Here is a 23,208-nt window from a genome sequence, read left to right as displayed (position 1 = left end):
GACCCCCATCCCGACCTTCCCCCTTCAGGGGGGAAGGAGAAGAAACGAAAATGGCCGGGATCACTCCCGGCCATTCGTATCGCGATGTCGCGCCGGCTCAGCGCGGTGGCGCGGCGGAGGCGGTGCCGCCGTTGAGCAGCGGGGTGATGCGGCGGACGGTGACGCGCCGGTTGATGCGGCTCGGTCCGTCGGTCTGCTCCTTCAGGTATTGCGAGCCGTAACCCTGCGAGGTCAGGTTTTCCGCCGGCACGCCGAATTGCTGCGTCAGCAGCTCGGCGGCGGACTGCGCACGGCGATCGGACAGCGACAGATTGTCGGTGTCGTTGCCGGTCGCATCCGTGTGGCCTTCGATCAGGAACACCTCGCGCGGATTGCGCTGGATGGCCCGGTTGAGGCCGTCGGCGATCGCCTGCAGCTTGGCCGCCTGATCCGGCGGGATCTGCCAGGACCCTGAGTCGAAGTTGATGCTGTTGACGTCGATCGACGGCATCAGCATGCGGACGTTCGGGCTGTAGCGGATTTCGTCGAGCGAATAGCGTCGCGCGATCCGATCCACCGGCGGTGCCTCCATGGTGTCGTAGATCACGTCCGGCGCCGCGCTGTCGGACTCGACGATGTAGCGATCATAGGGGATGCGGACCACCGGCGGAGGCAGGTCGACATAGAAGCCGCCGACCGCGCCCGGATCGCGATAGCTGTTGTCGATGATGACGAGCTCGCGGCCACCGGGATCCCTGCGGATCCGGCGCAGCATCTGGCCATCAGGACCGACCACGGTGATGATCTCGCTGCCGTCGGGACGAACCACGATGGTGCGGGTCTCGCCGCCGATCGTCTCGGTGCGAATGTCACGCGCGCCATAGCGGAAGCGATAGACGTCGTCGCCGCGCACATAGGCCTGCCCGCCCGGATCGCGGATGATGATGCGGTCCGGTTCGGTGTAGATGGTGCGGCCGCCTTCGACGACTTCCTGCCGCTGGTTGTGCAGGTCGGCGATGGTCCCGCCGATGATCGCTCCGGCCACCACGCCGGCGCCGACGGCGGCACCGATCGCGAGTGGCGACACGTTGTCATGCCGCGGAGCCGGCGGAAGCGGCGCGGCGACGGTCGGCGCGGTCCGGAAGGCTGAGGAAACCGTCGGTGGGGCGTATTGCGCGTTGCCGGGCGGGGGCGTTGCGGCCGCCGAGCCGGGGACGACACCCGGCGCCGAGGGGCCGGCCGGACGCGTGGGGGCGCCCATGGCCGCTCCTTGGGCCGGCGGCACTGCGGGCGCAGCACCAGCGGCCGGCGGAGTGCCCGGGCGTCCTGGCTGACCCGGAGCCGGCGTCGCGCCGGGAGCGCCCATTGCTGCTCCCGGGGTCGCCGGAGTTCCGGGCGGTGTGGCAGGACGTCCCTGCTGACCCGGCGCCGGTGGCGTCGGCGTCGCGCCGGGAGGCGTCACGGCGGGTGGGGTGCCGGGCGTGCCAGGCCGTGCGGGCGGCTGTCCGCCTGCTGCGGGAGGCGTTGTCGTAGTCGATGGCGTGGGCGTTGCCGGCGACGTCGCGCCGGGCGGCGTCACCGCGGGCGGTGTACCCGGCGGTTGCTTGGCGCCGCCAGGACGTTCGCCACCCGGACGATCACCCGGCCGGCGCTCGGCCGGCGCCGGTGTTGCAGCTCCCGGAGCCGCCGGTACGGCCGGCGTCGGCGTCGCAGCCGGCGTGCCCGGGCGCGCTGCCGGAGCGGCAGTCGGTGCTGCGGGAGTGGCCGCCGGTGCTGGGGTCGGCGGCGTATGCGCGGGTCCTGCGCCGGGCGGTGGCGTGCCCGGCCGCTGCGGTGCTGCCGCCGGCGGCGGTGCGGTCGGCGTGGGATGTGCGGGCGCTGCCGTCGGCGGTGGCGGGGTCGGCTTCGCGGGTGCAGCCGCAGGCGGCTCCGGCCGTGCAGGTGCTGGCGATGGTGCCGGCTTCGCGGCGGGTGGCTCGGGCCGCACAGGTGCGGCTGCCGGCGGAGGCGGAGCTGGCCGCGCGGCGGGCGGTTCGGGCCGTGCGGGAGCGGCCGGCGGAGCGGGGTGTGCCGGGGCGGCCGCGGGCGGCGGAGGCGGAGTGGGGCGCGCGGGCGCGGCTGCCGGCGGAGCCGGTGGTGTCGGATGCGGCGGGGCAGTGGCCGGTGGCGGAGGTGGCGGTGTCGGACGCGCGGGCGCTGGGGCCGGCGGCGGAGCCGGATGCGGCGCGGCTGCCGGAGGTGGCGCCTGCGGATGCGGTGCGGCGGCGGGCGGTGCCGGATGCGCAGGTGCGCCCGGCGCGGGCCGTGGCTTCGGCTTTCCGTCAGGTCCGAGCTCTTCCTTTGGCTGCGCCTGTGCGACGACCAGCGGGGAGGTTTGTGCCTGCGACGCTGAGGTGGCGAATTGCATCACCGTCAGCGCAGTCGTGGCAAGCAGCACGAGACGAAGCTTTGTCATGTCTTGGAGTCCCCGGCGGAAAGTCTGGGCAGGAAGGAAAGGAAGTCAGAACCGAACAATTCGGCAGGACGATGAATTGCCAGCCGTTAGGCCGGATTGTGGCGAGCGCCGAATCATCGGCGAAGTTTATTTCGACATTATAACGGGTTGCGTGTGCGCTTGTTCACTGCGCGTTCAGAAGAAACGCTCGGACACACTCTCAACCGATCTGGAACCTGGGTGCGGCGGCGAATCACGGGACGGCGGGGCGATCTGTCGCAGGCGGCGGGCCGGTTGGTCCGGGCGGTCCGCGCACCGGTGATTCGTCGGGTGTCTTGCCGGGCAACTCGTCCGGTCGCGGCGGCTCGCCGGGTTCGCGCACCGGCGGTGGAATCTCCGGCTGCGGATTGCCGGGCGGAATTCCCGGCGGGGGTTCACTCGGCGTGCCCGGCGTCGTCGGCGGAATCTCGGGGGGCTCGATCGGCATTAGATCAAGACCGTGAAGCTGATGCCGATGCAAGGTCCGTCGATGTCAGGTCGCGTCGCGCGCATTGATCGCTCCATCGCAGTTCGAAGCGACAACGGATCGCGCGCCGCGCCGTTCCTCTGCACGTTATCCGGGCGTGTGGCAGACCGCCTCGATGTTGTGGCCGTCGGGATCGAACACGAACGCGCCGTAATAGTTCGGGTGATAATGCGCGCGAATGCCGGGTGCGCCGTTGTCGCGGCCGCCGGCTGCCATCGCGGCCTTGTAGAAGGCGTCGACAGTGGCGCGGTCCTTGGCCGTGATCGCGATATGCACCGGCTTGTTCATCGCGCCTTCGCCGCCGATCCAGAGATCCGGCTTGCCGTTGGCGCCGAAGCCCGCCGCAGGCGCGTGCCCGGTCACTTCCGCGGGCACTTCCATGATCAGGCCGTAACCGAGCGGCGCCAGCGCCGTCTGGTAGAACGCCTTCGCGCGCTCGTAGTCCGAGACCGAAAAGCCGATATGGTCGATCATTGCGAGCTTCCCTTGTTGTGCCGCATTGGCATCCGCGCTTTCGTTTCACCTCCCCTTGGAAAGGGGAAATGAAGATGTAGCCCGGATGCAGCGAAGCGCAATCCGGGGCTGCTCTAGCCGCGGATGGTCTGGTCCCGGATTTCGCTGCGCTTCATCCGGGCTACGGTCGGTCTTCTTTCAGGGAAAGGAGAAGACAAGTCCGTCGTCCGGCACGGCCGACCTCGGCCGCGGGTGCATCTCAACCGCGCACAAGCAGCGTGTTGCTCCGCGTCCGGCCCTGATCGACGTAACCGCGCGTGTGCATGTCCGCAATGCAGTCGTCGGTCCATTCGTCCTTTGACAGATGCTCGATCACGACAGCGCGGGGCCACAGCTGCTCCGGCGCGTCGCGGAAGAAGCCGGTGAGCACGCGGTCCTCGAACCCCTCGACGTCGATCTTCAGCGCATCGACGCTGGTCGCGCCGGTCTCTTCGAGAATGCGTTGCAGCCGCAGCGACGGCACCTTGAACGCCTTGCCCGTGGGCGTGCCGGTGACGATGTGGCTGGCGCCGAGATTGTCGCCGTCGGTCTCGATCATCAGCTCGCCGTCGGTCGGACCTGCGGCGGCCGCAACCAGGCGCACCTGCGGATAGCCGGAGGCCTGCGTGTTGAATTTGAGCCGCGCATGCGTCAGCGGATGCGGCTCGATCGCGATCACCTTGCCATTGGGCCCGACATCGCGTGCCAGCGCCAGCGCATAGGTGCCGACATTGGCACCGAGATCGACGAAGGTGCCGCCGGCGCCGACATGCGCCCGCAGGAAGGCGAGCTCTTCCAGATTGTAATCGGGATTGAACAGCGCACCGCGCTCGGTCGCGCTCGCCTGATGATAAAAGCGGAACGATGCGCCCTGATAGGTCACATCAAGCGGTCCCGAACCGAACAGATCGACCAGCCGCGACAGCCAGGGCCGGAACGCGCCGCGCTTCAATCCGCTGCCATGCGCAAGCCGGATGATGGCGGCCTGCGCCGCATTGGGCGCCAGGGCGCCGAACGGCGGCGGCGAAATGTCGTTGCTCGGGATCACGCATGGCCTCATCAAAAGCGGCGCATGCATAGCCGGTTTTGACGGGAGCGCCAACGTCCGTCATGCGGCCTTGGCCGAGGCTCGCCGTTGCCGCAGGAAGCGGCCGAGCAGCCTTCGCTGGCCCTTGCGCGGGATCAGGTCGACGTCGCTGACCAGCCTGGCGCCGCCCTTGCGGCGCTCCAGCACGATCTTGCGGCTATGGAATGCTTCGAGTTCGGCGCGATGGGCGACGCTGACGATAGTCGCCTTCGGCAATTCCGTCGTCACCATCTCCATCATCTTGTCCTGGCTCTTTTCGTCGAGCGCGGAGGTCGCCTCGTCGAGCACGACGATGTCGGGGTTGTGCAGCAGCAGGCGGGCAAAGGCGAGCCGCTGCTTCTCACCGCCGGACAGGGTCTGGTCCCACGGCGCGTCCTCCTCGATCTTCTCCTTGAGATGGTCGAGGCCGACCTTGTGCAGAGCGTCGCCGATCTGCTCGAGGCTCCAGTCCTCCGCCGCGCCGGGATAGGCCACTGCGCGCCGCAGCGTGCCCGAGGGTACGTAGGGCTTTTGCGGCAGCATGAACAGGCGGCGGTCCGCATGCAGGCTGACGCTGCCGCCGCCCCAGGGCCACAAGCCCGCAATGGCGCGGACCAGCGTGCTCTTGCCGGTCCCGGATTCGCCGGCAACCAGCAGCCGTTCCCCCGCCTCGATCGCGACTTCAGTCTCGCCGACCACGGCCGTGCCGTCGTCGAGCGTAACGGAGAGGTCGTTGAGCCTCAGCATGACCTCGCCCGCGGTCTCGTCGCGCTTGATGCGGCCGAAGCCGTCGCCGGTCTCGGCGCGTTCAAGCCCGTCGAGCGACATCATCAGCGACGCGATGCGGCGCGCGCATGCGTTCCAGTCGGCGAGCCGCGGATAATTGTCGACCAGCCAGCCGAACGCGGTCTGCACGATGGTGAAGGCTGAGGCTGCCTGCATCACCTGGCCGAGCGTCATGCTGCCCTCGAGGAATTTTGGTGCGCACAGCAGCACGGGCACCACCGGCGCAATGAGATTCGATCCCTGCGACACCAGCGTCGTGCGCATGTGCTGTCCGGCGAGCCGCGCCCATTGCCGCAGCACGTTCGAGAATGTCCTGTCGATGCCGTCGCGCTCCTCGGCCTCGCCGCCGAGCAGTGCGATGCTTTCGCCGTTCTCGCGCACGCGCGTCAGCACATAGCGGAATTCCGCCTCGGCCTGGTTCTTGTCCTCGGAAATCTGCACGAAGCGGCGCCCGATCGCCACGATCGAGCCGGACGCGATCGCGGCATAGACGATCGCGGCGATGACCAGGAAGCCCGGGATGCTGACGGAGGAGCCGCCGAGCGTCAGCGTCAGCGCGCCGCCGATCGTCCAGAGCACGACAATGAACGTGACGGCAGACAGCAGCGCCGAGGTCACGCCGGCGATGAAGTCGACCGGCGAGTCGGTTGCGATCCGCAGATCCTCGGCGATGCGGTATTCCGGATTCTTGTGATCGCCGTCGACGAGATTGAGCTGGTAGTAGCGGCCGTTCGCCAGCCAGCGCGAGACGACGGCGTTGGTCAGCCAGGCGCGCCAGCGCCGTTGAATGCCCATGCGGCCGAACACCTGGGCGACGCCGAGCAGCACGCTGCCGATCGCGAGCGGAAAGAAGATGGCGGTCAAGTGAAAGACACCGACCGAATCCCGCTTTTCGATCGCATCGAAGATCGCGCGATTCCAGACATTGATGCCGTACTGGACGGCGACATTGGCGACGATCAGCAGCAGCAGGCCGATCGTGAACAGCCACGCCAGCCGGTCGCCGTTGCGTCCCCAATATCCCCGTGCGCTGATCCAGAATCGCGTCAGCAAATAGTCCTTGCGCGCCTGTTCGGCTTCCTCGGGCGACAGTTCGGGTTCGGGTTCGAGAATTTCCGGCGGCGGTTCGACATGGTCGCCGTCTTCGGCGATGACCTCGACAAATTCCGACTTGTCGTCTTCGGTCTGCGCGGCGTCGGTATCTTCGAGGCCGGCTTGCTTCGCACCCGCCGCCCGAGGCGAAGATGCCTTGGCGGAAGATCGCTTGCTCGAAGCTTCGGATGTTGCCGCAGCTTTGCTCATGCCACGACAACGCCAAGGCAAATCAAACGGTTCCTCGCCGCACCCGCGATCAAATCATGTCGCGAGGATGCGAAGCTGCGTCCTCCTCCACGCTGTCATCCCCCGGCTTGAGTACGCCGCGGCCCATCAGATTGGACCCGGCGTCTCTGGAATACTGGGTCACCCGCATGCGCGGGTGACGACACCGGTGGCGAGGCAATGGAATCGAAAACCTGCGGTCCATCGTCACGACGCCGGCGCCTGGTCCCGCTTCAGCCGGCGCGAGCGCGTGGCCTTGTGCAGCACGCGCGCCAGCTGCTCGGCCGAATACGGCTTCTGCAACAGCTCGAAGCCGCCGCTGCCCTGCTGCGACAGTACCTGGCTGTAGCCGGAGGCAAGCACGATCGGCAGATCGAGCCGCTGCCGGCGGATCTCCTCCGCAAGCTCGATGCCGCTCATGCCGGGCATCACGACGTCGGTGAACACCAGGTCGAACCTGTCGGGGTCGACGGCCAGCTCTTCCAGCGCGTGGGTTGCGTTCTCGACCAGAACGCAGGTGCAGCCGAGCTGGGTCAGGGTGTCGGCGGCGAACTTTCCGACTTCGGCATTGTCCTCGACGATGAGGACCGACGCGCTGGTCTGATCGATCGAAGGCGCATCCTCCGTGAGCGGCGATTGCGCGTTGTGTCTGCCGACGACACGCGGGAGATACAGCGTGAACGTCGAGCCCTTGCCGACTTCGCTGGTCACGGTGACCTCGCCGCCGGATTGCTTGGCGAAGCCGAACACCTGCGACAGGCCAAGGCCGGTGCCGTGTCCGACCTCCTTGGTGGTGTAGAACGGCTCGAAGATGCGGCCGAACAGCTCCTGCGGAATTCCGACGCCGGTATCGGCCACCGACACCGCGATATGGCCGTGCGGGCTCGGCGGCGTGACCGCCTCGGACGGCAAATTCTTCACGGCGCGGACCGCGATCGTGAGCCGGCCGACGCCGTCCATCGCGTCGCGCGCATTCACCGCCATATTGATGATGGCGGTCTCGAACTGGCCGGCATCGGCGTTGACGAGGCAGGTCTCGTCCGGCACCTGCGCTGTGATCTCGATGCGCGAGCCGATCAGGGTGGTGATCATCTCGCTCAGGGTGCGGACATTCTGGCAGACGTCGAACACCTCGGGCTTCAGGGTTTGCCGGCGCGCGAATGCGAGCAGCTGGTTGGTCAGCTTGGCGGCACGGTTCACGGTGTTGGAGATCGCATCGATGTAGCGCTGCCGCCGTGCCTCCGGCAGGTCCGGCCGCCGCAACATGTCGACCGACGCGCGGATCACGGTGAGCAGATTGTTGAAGTCATGCGCGACGCCGCCGGTGAGCTGCCCGAGCGCCTCCAGCCGCTGGCCATGCCGCAACGCGTCCTCGGCCTCGATGCGCCGGTCGGCCTCCTCCTGCAGGCGCTCGGTTCGCCGGAAGGCGAGCGCGAGCAGGCCGAACAGCAGCGCGGTGGCCGGTATGCCGAAGATCAGGTGCTGCGCCATGGTCGAGATCCAGCGCGCCTGGATCGCCGAGGTTTCGAGCCCGGCGCTGACATAGATCGGGTATTCGGCCAGCCGCTGATAGCGCATGCGCCGTTCGATGCCGTCGGCCGGGGAACGGATCGTCATGCCGCCGGTCTCGGGATTGGCGACGATCTGCTGCCCCAGCGGCCCGCTCGGCTCGAATCTGGCGTCGTGGTCGATGATGGGGAAATGCGCCAGTATCGAGCCATCGGTCCGGATCAGCGCCAGGAAGCTGCCGGGCTCGCGGCCGATCTTGGCGTAGAAACTCTCGAAATATTCCGGAAGCACGGAGGCCTGGATCACGCCGCCAAAGCTGCCGTCCTCGTTGTTGCGGCGGCGGCCGACGCTGAAGAACCGCGCACCCTGATAGGGTGGCCGCGGCGTCAGCACCTCGCCGATATAAGTGCCGATGTCGCGCTCGGCGTGGATGCGGAAGTAATCCCGATCCGAGAAATCGATGTCGGGGGCCGGTTGCACCAGGCTGTTGACCAGCGCATGGCCGTTGGCATCGAACACCCAGATCGATTTCACCTGGGGGAGCGTGTCGGCGACCCGGCGCAGCCGCTCGTGCAGGCTCTTCTCGCGCGCGACGATTTCGGCATCGCTCATGCCGCGGACGACCTCGGTGATCTCGGCCAGGCTGCGGTCGATGGTCTCGAATACCTTGAGCGCGTGCTCGTGGGCGACGTCGAGCGTGCGCTGGATCTCCTGGTCGGCGGCCTCTCTGGTCGAGATCCGGGACATCGCGGAGGCGAACAGGAACAGCGCCAGCGGAAGGGCCAGCGAGGCGGCCATCATCCATTGCAGCAGTCTCAGCGAATTGCGTTGTGCAGCGGTCGGCACGGGCGCTCCGGCTCCGTAGCGAGCTTAACGCAAACCGTCGCGCCGGAGGAAGCGAAACCCCGCTTGGCGCCCCGGCGCAGCGGCTGCCTCGTCATCCAGCCGCCGGTCAAGGTTACCGGAGGCCAACCCGGATCGATCAATTGGGAGCCGGCACTCGTCCGGGGCGACGCGGGGCGGATGCCGCCCGGCGTCATCACGACCCCGTTAGCGCCGCGCCGGCCGTCAAGCGGAAAAACGACCCGGATGACGCTTCCCGGCGCTGTTTTTAGGAGTTCTAAAACCACTCACGGGCAAATGCTTGACCCTGTGACTACCTGCTGAAACACAGGCCGCATGACAGGCGATCCAAACTCCTCCCAGGATAACTTACGGGACATCCGGCTCGGACATGCGGATCGCGGTTTTGTCGGAAAAATCATCAGGCTCGATGCGCTCGTGACGGGTTCATCGCTCTCTCCGCAGGAGCTCGAGCAGCGCCTGGTGGAGATGGGATTTGTCGAGGGTGCACGCGTGGAAATCCTGCATGAAGGCACGATCCGGCGGGATCCGATCGCGGTGCGCGTCGACAACATCACGATCGCGCTGCGCCGGAGCGAAGCCATGGCCGTGATCGTCGAATGACAACTGCATCCCTGCGCCTGGCGCTGGTCGGTGCGCCGAACACCGGCAAGACGTCGCTGTTCAACCGGTTGACCGGCAGCAGCCAGAAGGTCGCCAATTATCCCGGCGTCACGGTCGAACGCAAATCCGGCGGCTTCGTCACGCCGGAGGGCCGCAGCGTGACGGTGCTCGACCTGCCCGGCACCTATTCGCTGCGCGGCCGCAGCCCGGACGAGGAAATCACCCGCGACATCGTGCTCGGCCGCTTCGACGGCGAGGCTGTGCCCGATCTCGTGCTCTGCGTCGCGGACGCCACCAATCTGCGGCTGACCTTGCGGCTGGTGCTCGAGCTGAAGCGCGTCGGCCGGCCGATGATGCTCGTGCTCAACATGATCGATATCGCGAGGCGCCGCGGCGTCACGATCGATCTCGATCGCATGTCGCAGGAGCTCGGCCTGCCGATCGTGACCTCGGTCGCGGTCCGCAAGGGCGGTGTCGACGAGCTCTTGAAGCGGACCGACGAATTCCTGGCGCGATCGCATGAGGCGGCGGCCAGCGAGTGGGCGGCGCCGACGATTGCCGACCTCAAGGCGGCGCAGCGCGAGGCGGACCGCATCATCGCCGCAGCCGTAACGCTGCCGACCAAGCCCGACACGCTGACCAACCGGATCGATTCGGTCGTGTTGCATCCGGTCTGGGGTCTCATGATCCTGGCCGTGATCCTGTTCGTGATGTTCCAGGCGGTGTTCACCTGGGCGCAGCCGGCGATGGAATTGCTGTCGGACGGCTTCTCCGCGCTTGGGCAGCTGATCCACGATTTGCTGCCGGAAAGCTGGAGCCTGTTGCAGAGCTTCCTGCAGAACGGTCTCATCTCGGGCGTCGGCAGCGTCATCGTGTTCCTGCCGCAGATCATCATCATCTTCCTGTTCATCCTGCTGCTGGAAGATTTCGGCTACATGGCGCGCGCCGCGTTCCTGATGGACCGCATCATGGGCGGCGCCGGGCTGCACGGCCGCGCCTTCATTCCGCTGCTGTCGAGTTTTGCCTGCGCCATCCCCGGCATCATGGCGACGCGGGTGATCGACAATCGCCGCGACCGCCTGACCACGATCCTGATCGCGCCGCTGATGACGTGCTCGGCGCGGATTCCGGTCTATACGCTGATCATCTCGGCCTTCGTTCCGTCGACCACGCTGTGGGGCTTCGTCAATCTGCAGGGGCTCGTGATGTTCGGTCTCTATGCCGCCGGCATCACCAGCGCGCTGACGGTCTCGGCAATCGCAAAGTTCTTTCTCTGGCGCGACCACGCCCCGGCGCCGTTCATGCTGGAATTGCCCGACTACAAGGTGCCGCGGCTGCGCAGCATCGCGATCGGCGTGCTCAATCGCGCGAAGATGTTCCTGTATCGCGCCGGCACCACGATCCTCTCGATGATGGTGCTGATCTGGTTCCTGGCCTCGTTCCCGACCGCGCCCGCCGGCGCCGAGGGGCCCGCGATCAACTACAGCTTTGCGGCGATGATCGGCCATGCGCTCGAGCCGCTGCTGCGACCGATCGGCTTCAACTGGCAGATCGCGGTGGCGCTGATCCCGGGCATGGCGGCGCGCGAGGTCGCGGTCGCGGCGCTCGGCACCGTCTATTCGATCGAGGGCGGCAAGGAGGCGGCCGAGCAGATCGGCCAGGTGCTGGCACAGAAATGGTCGCTGGCGACCGCATTGTCGATGCTGGTCTGGTACATCTTCGCCCCGCAATGCGCCTCGACGCTCGCGGTGATCCGCCGTGAGACCGGCGGCGCGAAGTGGATGGTGGTGACGTTCCTGTACATGCTTGCGCTGGCCTATGTCGCGAGCTTCCTGACCTTCAATTTGGCGCAGGCGCTGGGGCTGCATTAGCGGGGCCGTCGCGTTCTGTCGCGGCGGCAATGGGTGCAACCGGGCGGGCAACGAAGTAGAGTTCGTTCGGGGGCGCCTCTCGCGCATCCACGGGTTCCCTGCGAGACCACGCAATGTCGACGTTCGGCCTGGAGCGGGTATTTTCGCCTCGAAGCGTCGCCATCGTCGGCGGCAGCCCGCGGCCGTCGTCGCTCGGCGCGGCGGTGCTGCGAAACCTCAAGGCGAGCGGCTTCGCCGGCAGACTGGGCGTCGTCAACCGGCACTATGCGGATGTTGATGGCGAGCCGACCGTTGCCGAGCTGAAGTCGCTTCCGTTTGTTCCGGACCTCATCGTCATCAGCGCACCGGCGGCCGCGATTCCGGAGATCGTGGCGGAGGCGGGGCTCGCCGGCGTTGCCGGCGCCGCGATCCTGTCGGCCGGTCTCGGTCATGGCGCAGGTTCGCTCGCGGAGATCGTGGAGCAGACGGCGCGGCGGCACGGCATGCGCCTGGTCGGGCCGAACTGCCTCGGCGTCATGGTGCCGCGCGCGAAGCTCAACGCGAGCTTCGCCTCGCATCAACCGTCCGAGGGCCATGTCGCGCTGATCTCGCAGTCCGGCGCGGTCGCGTCGGCGATGATCGAGTGGGCGGCGGAGCGGCGGCTCGGCTTCTCCGGCATCGCGTCGATCGGCGACCAGCTCGATGTCGACGTCGCCGACCTCTTGGATTATTTCGCGCTCGACGATCATACCAGCGCGATCCTGATCTACCTCGAAGCGGTCAAGGACGCGCGCAAGTTCATGTCGGCGGCGCGCGCCGCGGCCCGCATGAAGCCGGTCGTGGTCGTCAAATCGGGGCGGATGGCGGAGGGGGCAAAGGCCGCCGCGACCCACACCGGCGCGCTGGCCGGCTCCGATGCGGTCTATGACGCCGCCTTCCGCCGCGCCGGCATGCTGCGCGTCTACGATCTTCGCCAATTGTTCGATTGCGCAGAGCTGCTCGGCCGCGGCTTCGTGCCGCGCGGCAACCGGCTTGCGATCCTGACCAATGGCGGCGGGCTCGGCATCCTCGCCACAGATCGGCTGGCCGAGCTCGGCGGCGTTCCCGCGACGCTGCTGCCGCAGACCATCGCGCGGCTCAACGAGTTGCTGCCGCAGGGCTGGTCGTCAGCCAATCCCGTCGACATCGCAGGCGATGCCGATGCCGCCCGTTACGTCGTGGCGCTCAACGCGCTGCTCGATGACGCCAACAACGACGCGGTGCTGGTCGCGAACGTGGAAACCGCGGTGGCGCCGGCCGAGGGCATTGCCGAGGCGGTGGCGCAATGCGTGCGTGACCGCAGGACCAAACGAAGCGCGGTCGCGGCACTGGTGCTTGCGGCGTGGGTCGGCGCCGACGAGCGCACCGGCGCGATCTTCGAGGCGGCCCGCATCCCGCATTTCCCGACCGAGGACGATGCGGTGCGCGCCTTCATGTATCTGGTGCGCTATCGCGAGGCCTCCACGGCGCTCGCCGCGACCCCGCCGGGCGTCGCATCGGTGTTCACGCCGGAGACGGCCGCGGCGCGGCATGTGGTTGTGAAGGCGTTGTCGGAAGGGCGCGCCTGGCTCGATCCCGCCGAGATCGTCGCCCTGTTCGAGGCCTATCGCATTCCGATCGTGACGACGGTCGTCGCTGACAGCGCCGAGGACGCCGCCGAGAAGGCGCTGCCGTTCCTCGCCGGGGGGCACGCGATCGTGGTCCGGGTGTTCTCGCGCGACATCAGGCACGCGTCCGAAGTCGGCGGCGTGATCCTCGACCTGCGCACCAAGGACAGCGTCGTCGAAGCGGCAAGGACGGTGCTCGAACGCGCCCGAAGCGCGCGGCCGGATGCGACGCTGCAAGGCGTCACGATCCAGCCGATGATCGTGCGGCGTGCGGCGCGCGAACTGATCCTCGGCATCGCCGACGATCCGACCTTCGGCCCGGTGATGGTATTCGGCCGCGGCGGCCCTGCGGTCGAGGTGATCAATGACAAGGCGGTGGCGCTGCCGCCGCTCGACATGAATCTCGCCCATGAGCTGGTCGGGCGGACGCGCGTCTCGCGGCTGCTCGGCGGCTATGGCGATGTGCCGGCCGTCCCGGCCGAACTGGTGCCGCTCACCCTGGTCAAGCTGGCGCAGATGGCGGCCGACATTCCCGAGGTCGCCGAGCTCGATATCAATCCGATGCTGGCAGACGAGACCGGCGTCCTCGCGCTCGATGCGCGGGTGGCGATTCGCAAGCCGGCACGGCTGTTCGCCGGTCAAACCAGACTAGCAGTAAGGCCCTATCCGTCGCAATGGGAGGGCGAGCTGGCGTTACGCGACGGCTCGCGCGTCACGGTGCGCCCGATGCGGCCGGAGGACGAGCCGATGGTCGCCGAGTTCTTCAAGCGCGTCACGGCCGAAGACCTCAGGCTGCGCTTCTTCCACGCGATGAAGGAATTCTCGCACGCCTTCATCGCGCGCCTGACCCAGCTCGACTATGCGCGCGCGATGGCCTTTGTGGCGCTCGATTCGGCGACCGGCGAAATGATGGGAGCGGTCCGGCTGCACTCGGACTCGCTGTACCAGAACGCCGAATATGCGATCCTGCTGCAGTCCGATCTCAAGGGCAAAGGGCTTGGCTGGGCGCTGATGCAGCTCCTGATCCACTATGCGCGGTCGGAGGGATTGAAGCGTCTGTCCGGCCAGGTGCTGACCGAGAACACCACGATGATCGGGATGTGCCGCGATCTCGGCTTCACTGTGACGATGGATCCGGAGGATCACAGCATCGTCGATGTCGTGCTCGACCTCGATCGACCTGCCGTCGATGCGGTCGGCGCCGATATTCTGATCCGGCCCGCGGCGGCTGGCCGCTGATCACAGCGCCAGCCGCGGCTGTGTCGGATCAGATCTGGCGTTCGACCATCTTGAACTTGAGCTCGGCGATCGCTTCCGAGGGGTTGAGGCCTTTCGGACACGCCTTGGCGCAATTCATGATGGTGTGGCAGCGATAGAGGCGGAACGGATCCTCGAGATTGTCGAGCCGCTCGCCGGTCGCTTCATCGCGGGAATCGGTGACCCAGCGCGTCGCCTGCAGCAGCGCGGCGGGACCGAGGAAGCGCTCGCTGTTCCACCAGTAGCTCGGGCAGGAGGTCGAGCAGCAGGCACACAGGATGCACTCGTAGAGACCGTCGAGCTTCTCGCGGTCCTCGTGGCTCTGCCTCCACTCCTTCTGCGGCGTCGGCGTCGTGGTCTTCAGCCACGGCTCGATCGAGGCATATTGGGCGTAGAAATTGGTGAGGTCGGGGACGAGATCCTTCACGACCGGCTGGTGCGGCAGCGGATTGACCTTCACCGCGCCTCCGGCGCCCACGTCGTGCATCGACTTGGTGCAGGCCAGCGTGTTTTGGCCGTCGATGTTCATCGCGCAGGAGCCGCAGACGCCTTCGCGGCAGGAGCGGCGGAAGGTCAGCGTCGGGTCGATGTGGTTCTTGATCCAGATCAGGCCGTCCAGCACCATCGGACCGCAATCATTGGTGTCGACATAATAGGTGTCGACGCTCGGATTCTTGCCGTCATCCGGGTTCCAGCGATACACCCGGAATTCGCGCGTCTCGGAGGCACCGGCCGGCTTCGGCCAGGTCTTGCCGCCGGAAATCTTCGAATTCTTGGGAAGTGCGAATTCAACCATGCTTGCTCGCCTTCGTTCTCAGTAGACCCGCGCCTTCGGCGGGATGTACTGCACATCATTGGTCATCGTGTAGTCGTGGACGGGACGATAATCGATCGCGGTCTTGCCGGCCGGATCGATCCAGGTCAGCGTGTGCTTCATCCAGTTCTTGTCGTCGCGGGCAGAGAAGTCTTCGCGTGCATGCGCGCCCCGGCTTTCGGTGCGGTTGGCGGCCGATTCCATCGTCACGACCGCCTGCACGATCAGATTGTCGAATTCCAGCGTCTCGATCAGGTCGGAATTCCACACCAGCGAGCGGTCCGACACCGAGATGTCACCGACGCCGCCATAGACCTTGTGGATCAGGTTCTGGCCTTCCTGCAGCACGTCGCCGGTGCGGAACACGGCGCAATTGTTCTGCATCACATGCTGCATGCTGTCGCGCAGCTTCGCGGTCGGCGTGCCGCCGGAGGCGTAGCGGAAGTGATCAAGCCGGCCGAGTGCGCGGTCGGCCGAATCCTTCGGCAGCTCCGGCTGCTTGGCGTTCGCCGTCAACTTGTCGGCAAGGCGCAGCGCGGCGGCGCGGCCGAACACCACGAGATCGATCAGCGAGTTGGAGCCGAGGCGGTTGGCGCCATGCACCGAGACGCAGGCGGCTTCGCCGATCGCCATCAGGCCCGGCACCACCGAATTGTCGTCGCCGTTGCGCTTGGTCAGCACCTCGGCGTGATAGTTGGTGGCGATGCCGCCCATGTTGTAGTGCACGGTCGGCACGATCGGGATCGGCTCGCGGGTGACGTCGACATTGGCGAAAATCTTCGCCGATTCGGAGATGCCCGGCAGCCGCTCATGCAGCACCTTCGGATCGAGGTGATCGAGGTGCAGGAAGATGTGATCTTTCTTCTTGCCGACGCCGCGGCCTTCGCGGATTTCGATCGTCATCGCGCGCGAGACGACGTCGCGCGAGGCGAGGTCCTTGGCCGATGGCGCGTAACGCTCCATGAAGCGCTCGCCTTCGGAGTTGACGAGATAGCCGCCTTCGCCGCGGGCGCCTTCGGTGACGAGGCAGCCCGAGCCGTAGATGCCGGTCGGATGGAACTGGACGAACTCCATGTCCTGCAGCGGCAGCCCGGCGCGCAGCACCATGCCGCCGCCGTCGCCGGTGCAGGTGTGTGCAGAGGTGCAGGACGCATAGGCGCGGCCATAGCCGCCGGTCGCCAGGATCGTGGTCTGGGCGCGGAAGCGATGCAGCGTGCCGTCGTCGAGCTTGAGCGCGATCACGCCGCGGCAGACGCCCTGGTCGTCCATGATCAGGTCGATGGCGAAGAATTCGATGAAGAACTCGGCCGCGTGGCGCAGCGACTGGCCATACATCGTGTGCAGCATGGCGTGACCGGTGCGGTCGGCCGCGGCGCAGGTGCGCTGCGCCTGGCCCTTGCCGTAGTCCAGCGTCATGCCGCCGAACGGGCGCTGATAGATCTTGCCGTCCTCGGTGCGCGAGAACGGGACGCCCCAATGCTCCAGCTCGTAGACCGCGTCGGGCGCGTTGCGCACCATGTATTCGATCGCGTCCTGGTCGCCGAGCCAGTCCGACCCCTTCACGGTGTCGTACATGTGCCAGCGCCAGTCGTCGGGATGCATGTTGCCGAGCGAGGCAGAGATGCCGCCCTGCGCCGCAACGGTGTGCGAGCGGGTCGGGAACACCTTGGTGATGCAGGCGGTGCGCAGGCCCGCTTCCGAGCAGCCGACCACGGCGCGCAGGCCCGCGCCGCCGGCGCCGACCACGACGACGTCGTAGGTGTGGTCCTGGATCGGGTAGGCCTTGCCATTGGTGGCCGGGCCACTGCCGTTGGTGGCCTTGCCGTTTCCTTCACCGGCCATGGGTTATACTCCCGACGACAATTTGAGGATTGCGTAGATCGAGGCCAACGCGACCGCGACGCAGAAGAAGTTGTTCGCCATCACGCTGGCGATCTTCAGCTTCTCGTTATGGATGTAGTCCTCGATCACGACCTGCATGCCGATCTTCATGTGCCAGGTGCTGGCGACGATGAAGAGCAGCAGGATGATGGCGATCGGGATCGAGCCGAGGATCTGTGCGGCGCCGGCATGATTGCGGCCGATCAGCATGATCACCACGACGATCACGGGAACGATCAGGAGCGTCATCGCAACCGCGGTGAGGCGCTGGCGCCAGAAATCGCCCGTGCCGGTATGCGCCGAGCCGAGGCCGCGGACGCGCTCTAGCGGCGTGCGCATCGAAGAGGGGCCGCTCATCGTCCACCTCCAACCGCGTAGGCAATGATCCAGACCAGCACGGTCAGCACGATGCCGGCGACCAGCGCGCCCCAGGTCAGGGCTTCGCGCTCATTGGCCTTGAAGCCGTAGCCGAGGTCCCAGACGAAATGCCGGATGCCGCTGCACAGATGGTGCATCAGCGCCCATGTGTAGCCGAACACGATCAGCTTGCCGATCGCGCTGCCGGTGAAGGCTTGGACATTGGCGTAGGCGGTCGGACCGGAGGCGGCTGCGATCAGCCACCAGGCGAGCAGCAGGGTGCCGAAATAGAGCGCCACACCTGTGGCGCGGTGGACGATGGACAGCGCCATCGTCAGCGTCCACCGGTAGGTCTGCAAATGGGGTGAAAGCGGTCGTTCGATCCTGGCGGTCATCGGCGGGCTTTATGTTGTGAGGGACCGCGGCCGGCCCATCGGGGAACGCGGTAGAGGAGTTCTATTTACGGAGTCGGATCAGCCCGCGCAACGGCCAAATAGCCTTCGGTCGAACCGAAGTTCATTGTTAGAGTTGCCGAATTCTGATTGATCCGCAGTGTGGTATACCAGATGCAAGACCAAGTGAACTAAAAAATGAATCCGAAATCCTGAAGATCGATCGGCGAATTCAACGGCGCGCGGACGGGGTCCGGACGGCATCGATTTTACCCCATTGTTCCACCAGATAATCGACGAATGCCCTGATCTTAGGCGATGCGAGGCGGGACGGCTGAAGCATCAGATGCAGCGGTGTCGGGGCCGGCTCATGATCGATCAGCAGGCGTTGCAGGCGGCCGCTCGCGAGATCGGACTGCACCTGCCACGATGGCACACGGACGATGCCCGCGCCCTCCCGCGCTGCGTTGACCAGGGCCTCGAGGCTATTCATCCAGAGCCGACCGGATATGCGGAATTTGCGACCCGTCTTCGAGCCGTCGGCAAAGCGCCACTCCGCGCTCCCTGGCGAATCGGAAAACACCAGGCAGTCATGCTCGGCAAGATCGTCCGGCGTCCGCGGCTCACCGCGCCGTGCGAGATAGTCAGGTGATGCGCACACGATCATCTGCAGATCGGTGAGCTTGCGTGCAACGAGCTGCGAATCGCGCAAGCGGCCGATGCGGACCGCGAGATGGATATCCTCCTCGACCATATCGACGGCGCGGTCGATCAACAGCAGGTCGACGGCAACTGCCGGATAGCGGCGCAGAAACTCGACCAGCAATGGTGCGATCACGAGCCGCCCGATCAGGCTCGGCGAACTCAGCCGAATCCGGCCCGACGGCTGATGCGGGTCGCGCGCCAGCGCCGCCTCGATCTCCCTGACCTCGCCGAGAACCGATTTGGCGCGCTCATAGAGAATGCGCCCGTCATCGGTCAGCGCGAGCTGGCGGGTGGTGCGCAGCAGCAGGCGGGTGCCGAAATGCTCTTCAAGTGCGCTGATCTGGCGGCTGACCGAGGTCAGCGAGCTCGGCAGCGACCGCGCCGCCGCCGACAGGCTGCCGGTCTCGACTGCGCGGACAAAGGCCGCCATCGCCGCAAGCTGGTCCAAGCTCGATCCTTCCGCATTTCGCAAGAGAGCCTGCTCATCTGGAGTAATACTCACACATTTGAGAAGGGTCTAGTCTGCCCGCTCCACGATCCGAGGAGCGCGACATGGCCTCAACTTCCCTCCATCCAAATTCCCTCGAACGGCGCAGAACTGCCGGCCAGATCAGCGCCGACGATCCGGTCATCCTGCTTGTTTTCTCGTGCGCCGGGCTGCTAGTCGACGTGCTGGCGTTGCTGATGCAGGGCGCAGCGCATTCCACCCCACTTCGCTTTGCTTTGATTGCGGCAGCGGCTCCGCTGGCAGCGTTGGTCACGTTGTGGCTGGCCGACCGGTCTGACGCGAACGCCTCCTGACCACGGGAAGGATGATGGCCGGCCTCGATCCCAAGGAATTGTTCGAACTCGCACTGCTGCTGATTGCGGTCGGGGCGCTATCTGGCTTTCTCGCCGGGCTGTTCGGCATCGGCGGCGGCGCGATCCTGGTGCCGGTGTTCTACGAATGCTTTCGTCTCGCCGGCGTACCGCTCGAAGTGCGGATGCCGCTCTGCATCGGCACCTCGCTCGCGATCATCATCCCGACTTCGCTGAGCTCGTTTCGCGCCCATTATCGCCGCGGCGCGGTCGACATGGAGATCCTGAAACGCTGGTGGCTGCCGATCGTGATCGGCGTCGCCGCTGGCAGCGTCACCGCGCGGTTCGCGCCGGAGCGGCTGTTCAAGATCGTGTTCGTCGTGGTGGCGTGGTCGGCGGCGGCACGGCTGCTATTGGCGCGCGAGACCTGGAAGTTCGGCGACGACGTGCCGAAGGGCTTTCTGATGCGCATCTACGGCTTCTTCGTCGGCCTGCTGTCGACGCTGATGGGCATCGGCGGCGGCCTGTTCGCTAATCTCTTGATGACCTTCTACGGCCGGCCGATCCATCAGGCGGTCGCGACGTCGTCCGCGCTCGCGGTGCTGATCTCGATCCCCGGCGCGCTGGGTTACGTTTATGCCGGCTGGCCCGCCGCCGCGCGCTTTCCCGACGTCGCCGCGCTGCAACTGCCGTTCGCGCTCGGCTACGTCTCGCTGATCGGCGCGCTGCTGGTGATGCCGACCACGCTCGTCACCGCGCCGCTCGGCGTAAAGGTTGCGCACGCACTGTCGAAGCGGGCGCTGGAGGTGGCGTTCGGGGCATATCTCTTCTTTGTCGGCGGACGATTTGTGATCAGCCTTCTCGGCGGACATTAGCCGCAGCTTAGTCCTTCAACCGGACCTCGCTGTTGCGCCAGTACCGCATGTCGCCGACCCCTTCGATACGATCCATATCGGAGAGCACCTTCAGGCGCGCCGCGGTCGCTTCATGACTGATCGCCCAGCCAAGCTCCTTGTAGCGTTCTTCTGCAATGGTCACGAACCACACGACCTTCCGCCACCGCGGCGTCAGAAGCGACAAGATGACCTCGTCGAGCTGATCTTCGGTCACTGAAGACGGAAGCTTCACCTCGCTCCATGCCAGCTCGCTGAAGAGTATGCTTGGCTTTCGCTCCTCGGTGGGTGGCAGCAAGTCCGGATATTGTTCGCAAATCGGAAGGAGAAGCTTGTCCTCGAGGTCCGCAATGACCTCTTGAACCGAATGATGGAATCGGGTCCGTTCCTGCTTGCCGAGTCCTGCAATGGCCATCTCAGCCTCGTACATTGCGTCCAAAGCATCGAAGATTTGTAGACAAATCCTCTCGGCATACTCGCGGTTCATCGTTCCCTCGCGAAATCCCTCTTTCCTCAAGCCTTCGAATAGATATTCTTGTACGTATCCCGCAGAACGTTCTTCTGCACCTTGCCCATCGCATTGCGCGGCAATTCGTCGACGACGAAGACGCGCTTGGGCATCTTGAATTTGGCGAGCCGCCCGTCGAGCGCCTTCAGCACCGAGGCCTCGCTGATATCGGCGCCCTTGCTGCAGACCAGAACGGCGGTGACGCCTTCGCCGAAATCGGCATGCGGCACGCCGATCACGGCGGATTCGATCACGCCGGGCATGGCGTCGATCTCGCTCTCGATTTCCTTCGGGTAGACGTTGAAGCCGCCGGAGATCACGAGATCCTTGCCGCGGCCGAGGATGTGGACATAGCCCTTGGCGTCGATCTTGCCGAGGTCGCCGGTGATGAAGAAGCCGTCGCCGCGGAATTCGGCCTTGGTCTTCTCCGGCATGCGCCAGTAGCCCTGGAACACGTTCGGGCCCTTGACCTCGATCATGCCGATGGTCTCGCGCGCAAGCTCCTTGCCGGTCTCGGGATCGGTGACCCGCACCGAGACGCCGGGCAGCGCGAAGCCGACCGCGCCGGGCACGCGGTCGCCGTCATAGGGGTTGGAAGTGTTCATGTTGGTCTCGGTCATGCCGTAGCGCTCGAGCACCGCGTGGCCGGTGCGATCAGACCATTCGCGATGGGTGTCGGCGAGCAGCGGCGCGGAGCCCGAGATGAACAGCCGCATGTGCCTGGTCGCGTCCTTGTTCAGGCCGGGGTTCTGCAACAGGCGGGTGTAGAAGGTCGGCACGCCCATCATCACGGTGGCGCGGGCCATCAGCTTCAGGATCGCGTCCGGATCGAACTTCGGCAGGAAGATCATCGAGGCGCGCGAGAACAGCGTCACGTTGCTCGCCACGAACAGGCCGTGGGTGTGATAGATCGGCAGCGCGTGGATCAGCACGTCCTTGTCGGTGAAGCGCCAGTAGTCGACCAGCGAATACGAGTTCGACGCCAGATTGTCGTGCGACAGCATCGCGCCCTTGGAGCGGCCGGTTGTGCCCGACGTGTAGAGGATCGCGGCGAGGTCGTCATTGCCGCGCGGCACGGTGACGAATTCCCTCAGTGCCTTGTCGGCGGCCTCGGTCAGCGAGCCTTTGCCGGTCGGGTCGAGCGTCTCGACTTTGGCGCCCACCTTGGCGGCGATCGCCTTGATGCCCTCCAGCTTGGAAGGATCGCAGACCACCAGCGCCGGCTCGGCATCAGTGATGAAGTATTCGAGCTCGTTCAGCGTATAGGCGGTGTTGAGCGGCAGATAGACGCCGCCGGCGCGCACGGTGGCGAGATAGAGCACCAGGGCCGAAACCGATTTCTCGGTCTGCGCCGCGACGCGGTCGCCCGGCTTGACCCCGCGTTCCACCAGTACGTTCGCCATCTGGCCTGCGCGGGCGATCAGGTCGCCATAGGAGATGCGGCTGCCGTCGAGCTGCTCGATCGCCAGCCGATTGGGGTCGTCGAGGCCGTCGAACAGGCGGGAAAACAGGTTGGCGTTGGTGGTCGTGTTCATGCAACATCCCCTGAGGGGCGAAAGCGCCGGAAGGTTCTGGCTGGATTAGCAAAAACGCCCTTCGGAAAGCAACGGAGACAGTTTGCATGACAAATAATGGGAAACGCGTGGCCTGGGTCACCGGCGGCGGCACCGGAATCGGCGAATCCGGGGCGGAATTCCTGGCTGCGGACGGCTGGACGGTGGTGGTCTCCGGCCGCCGCAAGGAGGAGCTCGACCGCGTGGTGGCCAGCATCACGAAGAAGGGCGGCAAGGCCGAGGCGATCCCGCTCGATGTCAGCAACAAGGCCGACGTCAACAAGGCCGCCGAGGCGATCGTCGCCAAGCACGGCCGCATCGACCTGCTGGTCAACAGCGCCGGCATCAACGTGCCGAAGCGCAGCTGGGCCGACATGGAGCTGGAAGGCTGGGACAAGCTGGTCGAGGTCAACCTCAACGGCGTGCTCTATTGCATGCGCGCGGTGCTGCCGACGATGCGCAAGCAGCAGGATGGCTGCATCATCAACGTCGCCTCCTGGGCGGGCCGCCACGTCTCGAAGATGCCGGGCCCGGCCTACACCACGACCAAGCACGCGGTGCTGGCGCTGACCCATTCCTTCAACATGGACGAATGCGTCAACGGCCTGCGCGCCTGCTGCCTGTCGCCGGGCGAGGTGGCGACGCCGATCCTGAAGCAGCGGCCGGTGGTGCCGAGCGAGGCCGAGCAGGCCAGGATGCTGCAGCCGGAAGATTGCGGCCGCACCATCGCCTTCGTCGCCAGCATGCCGGCGCGGGTCTGCATGAACGAGATCCTTATCAGCCCGACGCATAACCGCGGCTTCATTCAGACGCCGACGAACCGGGATTAGGCCCAACTTCCTCAACGGGTCGTCCCTGCGAAAGCAGGGAGATGGAGTCACGTTTGAAGTGCAACGATTGATTTGAGCTTGGAGAATGCCTCGGCGGGTGTCTTGAAGTCCAGGCATTTGCGTGGGGTATCGTTGAGGCGCTGAG

General features: G+C 66.2%; 19 protein-coding genes. 6 read left to right on the top strand and 13 right to left on the bottom strand.

Annotated elements, in window-relative coordinates; genetic code table 11:
* Window positions 1-97: 97 nt before the first annotated feature.
* From AC066Y_RS34860 to AC066Y_RS34835, 6 genes are all read right to left on the bottom strand, one after another.
* Window positions 98-2,434: an OmpA family protein gene (locus tag AC066Y_RS34860; RefSeq protein WP_478277828.1), complete on the bottom strand. Its 2,337-nt coding sequence runs from the start codon at window positions 2,432-2,434 to the stop codon at window positions 98-100.
* A gap of 232 nt (window positions 2,435-2,666) precedes the next feature.
* A complete protein-coding gene (locus AC066Y_RS34855) occupies window positions 2,667-2,900 on the bottom strand; it encodes a hypothetical protein (RefSeq protein WP_478277827.1) in 234 nt (77 codons plus the stop codon).
* A gap of 126 nt (window positions 2,901-3,026) precedes the next feature.
* Window positions 3,027-3,413 carry a VOC family protein gene (locus AC066Y_RS34850; RefSeq protein ID WP_478277826.1) on the bottom strand — a complete coding sequence of 129 codons (387 nt, stop codon included), beginning with the start codon at window positions 3,411-3,413 and terminating at the stop codon, window positions 3,027-3,029.
* Window positions 3,414-3,651: 238 nt separating this feature from the next.
* Window positions 3,652-4,509: an FkbM family methyltransferase gene (locus AC066Y_RS34845; RefSeq protein ID WP_478277825.1), complete on the bottom strand. Its 858-nt coding sequence runs from the start codon at window positions 4,507-4,509 to the stop codon at window positions 3,652-3,654.
* 30 nt (window positions 4,510-4,539) lie between these two features.
* Window positions 4,540-6,585 carry an ABC transporter ATP-binding protein/permease gene (locus tag AC066Y_RS34840; RefSeq protein WP_478277824.1) on the bottom strand — a complete coding sequence of 682 codons (2,046 nt, stop codon included), beginning with the start codon at window positions 6,583-6,585 and terminating at the stop codon, window positions 4,540-4,542.
* Between the two features lie 225 nt (window positions 6,586-6,810).
* Window positions 6,811-8,913 carry an ATP-binding protein gene (locus AC066Y_RS34835; protein WP_478277883.1) on the bottom strand — a complete coding sequence of 701 codons (2,103 nt, stop codon included), beginning with the start codon at window positions 8,911-8,913 and terminating at the stop codon, window positions 6,811-6,813.
* Between the two features lie 378 nt (window positions 8,914-9,291).
* Here AC066Y_RS34835 and AC066Y_RS34830 point away from each other — a divergent pair, with 378 nt between their 5' ends.
* The 3 genes from AC066Y_RS34830 (at window position 9,292) to AC066Y_RS34820 (ending at window position 14,314) form a co-directional block, all read left to right on the top strand.
* A complete protein-coding gene (locus tag AC066Y_RS34830; RefSeq protein ID WP_173639959.1) occupies window positions 9,292-9,579 on the top strand; it encodes a FeoA family protein in 288 nt (95 codons plus the stop codon).
* Window positions 9,576-11,450 (top strand): ferrous iron transporter B, encoded by a 1,875-nt coding sequence (gene feoB, locus AC066Y_RS34825; RefSeq protein ID WP_478277823.1) that lies wholly within the window; start codon window positions 9,576-9,578, stop codon window positions 11,448-11,450. The genes AC066Y_RS34830 and feoB overlap by 4 nt, the downstream gene beginning before the upstream one ends.
* Window positions 11,451-11,563: 113 nt before the next feature.
* Window positions 11,564-14,314, top strand: a complete 2,751-nt coding sequence (locus tag AC066Y_RS34820) for a bifunctional acetate--CoA ligase family protein/GNAT family N-acetyltransferase (protein WP_478277822.1) — start codon at window positions 11,564-11,566, stop codon at window positions 14,312-14,314.
* Between the two features lie 28 nt (window positions 14,315-14,342).
* Here AC066Y_RS34820 and AC066Y_RS34815 read toward each other — a convergent pair whose 3' ends face one another.
* The 5 genes from AC066Y_RS34815 to AC066Y_RS34795 form a co-directional block, all read right to left on the bottom strand.
* Window positions 14,343-15,128, bottom strand: coding sequence for a succinate dehydrogenase iron-sulfur subunit (locus AC066Y_RS34815; RefSeq protein WP_478277821.1), 786 nt, complete (start codon window positions 15,126-15,128; stop codon window positions 14,343-14,345).
* 18 nt (window positions 15,129-15,146) lie between these two features.
* Window positions 15,147-16,988 (bottom strand): succinate dehydrogenase flavoprotein subunit, encoded by a 1,842-nt coding sequence (sdhA, locus tag AC066Y_RS34810; RefSeq protein ID WP_478277820.1) that lies wholly within the window; start codon window positions 16,986-16,988, stop codon window positions 15,147-15,149.
* Window positions 16,989-16,991: 3 nt separating this feature from the next.
* Entirely contained in the window at window positions 16,992-17,366 is a 375-nt protein-coding gene (gene sdhD, locus AC066Y_RS34805) for a succinate dehydrogenase, hydrophobic membrane anchor protein (RefSeq protein WP_083992366.1), read from the bottom strand.
* A 14-nt stretch (window positions 17,367-17,380) separates the two neighbouring features.
* Window positions 17,381-17,779: a succinate dehydrogenase, cytochrome b556 subunit gene (gene sdhC, locus AC066Y_RS34800; RefSeq protein WP_092121389.1), complete on the bottom strand. Its 399-nt coding sequence runs from the start codon at window positions 17,777-17,779 to the stop codon at window positions 17,381-17,383.
* 229 nt (window positions 17,780-18,008) lie between these two features.
* Window positions 18,009-18,929, bottom strand: a complete 921-nt coding sequence (locus tag AC066Y_RS34795) for a LysR family transcriptional regulator (RefSeq protein ID WP_478277819.1) — start codon at window positions 18,927-18,929, stop codon at window positions 18,009-18,011.
* A 104-nt stretch (window positions 18,930-19,033) separates the two neighbouring features.
* On the opposite strand from AC066Y_RS34795, the gene AC066Y_RS34790 reads away from it, so the two are divergent.
* Entirely contained in the window at window positions 19,034-19,282 is a 249-nt protein-coding gene (locus tag AC066Y_RS34790) for a hypothetical protein (protein ID WP_478277818.1), read from the top strand.
* Between the two features lie 11 nt (window positions 19,283-19,293).
* Window positions 19,294-20,154, top strand: a complete 861-nt coding sequence (locus AC066Y_RS34785) for a sulfite exporter TauE/SafE family protein (protein WP_478277817.1) — start codon at window positions 19,294-19,296, stop codon at window positions 20,152-20,154.
* Window positions 20,155-20,161: 7 nt separating this feature from the next.
* Here the strand turns inward: AC066Y_RS34785 and AC066Y_RS34780 are convergent, their stop codons facing one another.
* Window positions 20,162-20,659 carry a hypothetical protein gene (locus AC066Y_RS34780; RefSeq protein ID WP_478277816.1) on the bottom strand — a complete coding sequence of 166 codons (498 nt, stop codon included), beginning with the start codon at window positions 20,657-20,659 and terminating at the stop codon, window positions 20,162-20,164.
* 26 nt (window positions 20,660-20,685) lie between these two features.
* Window positions 20,686-22,215 carry a malonate--CoA ligase gene (locus AC066Y_RS34775; protein ID WP_478277815.1) on the bottom strand — a complete coding sequence of 510 codons (1,530 nt, stop codon included), beginning with the start codon at window positions 22,213-22,215 and terminating at the stop codon, window positions 20,686-20,688.
* Window positions 22,216-22,301: 86 nt separating this feature from the next.
* Between AC066Y_RS34775 and AC066Y_RS34770 the strand changes: the two genes are divergently transcribed.
* Window positions 22,302-23,063, top strand: a complete 762-nt coding sequence (locus tag AC066Y_RS34770) for an SDR family oxidoreductase (protein ID WP_478277814.1) — start codon at window positions 22,302-22,304, stop codon at window positions 23,061-23,063.
* Window positions 23,064-23,208 lie beyond the last annotated feature (145 nt).

Source organism: Bradyrhizobium sp. USDA3010 (assembly GCF_056429065.1).
This window is presented reverse-complemented; position numbering and strand designations above follow the sequence as displayed.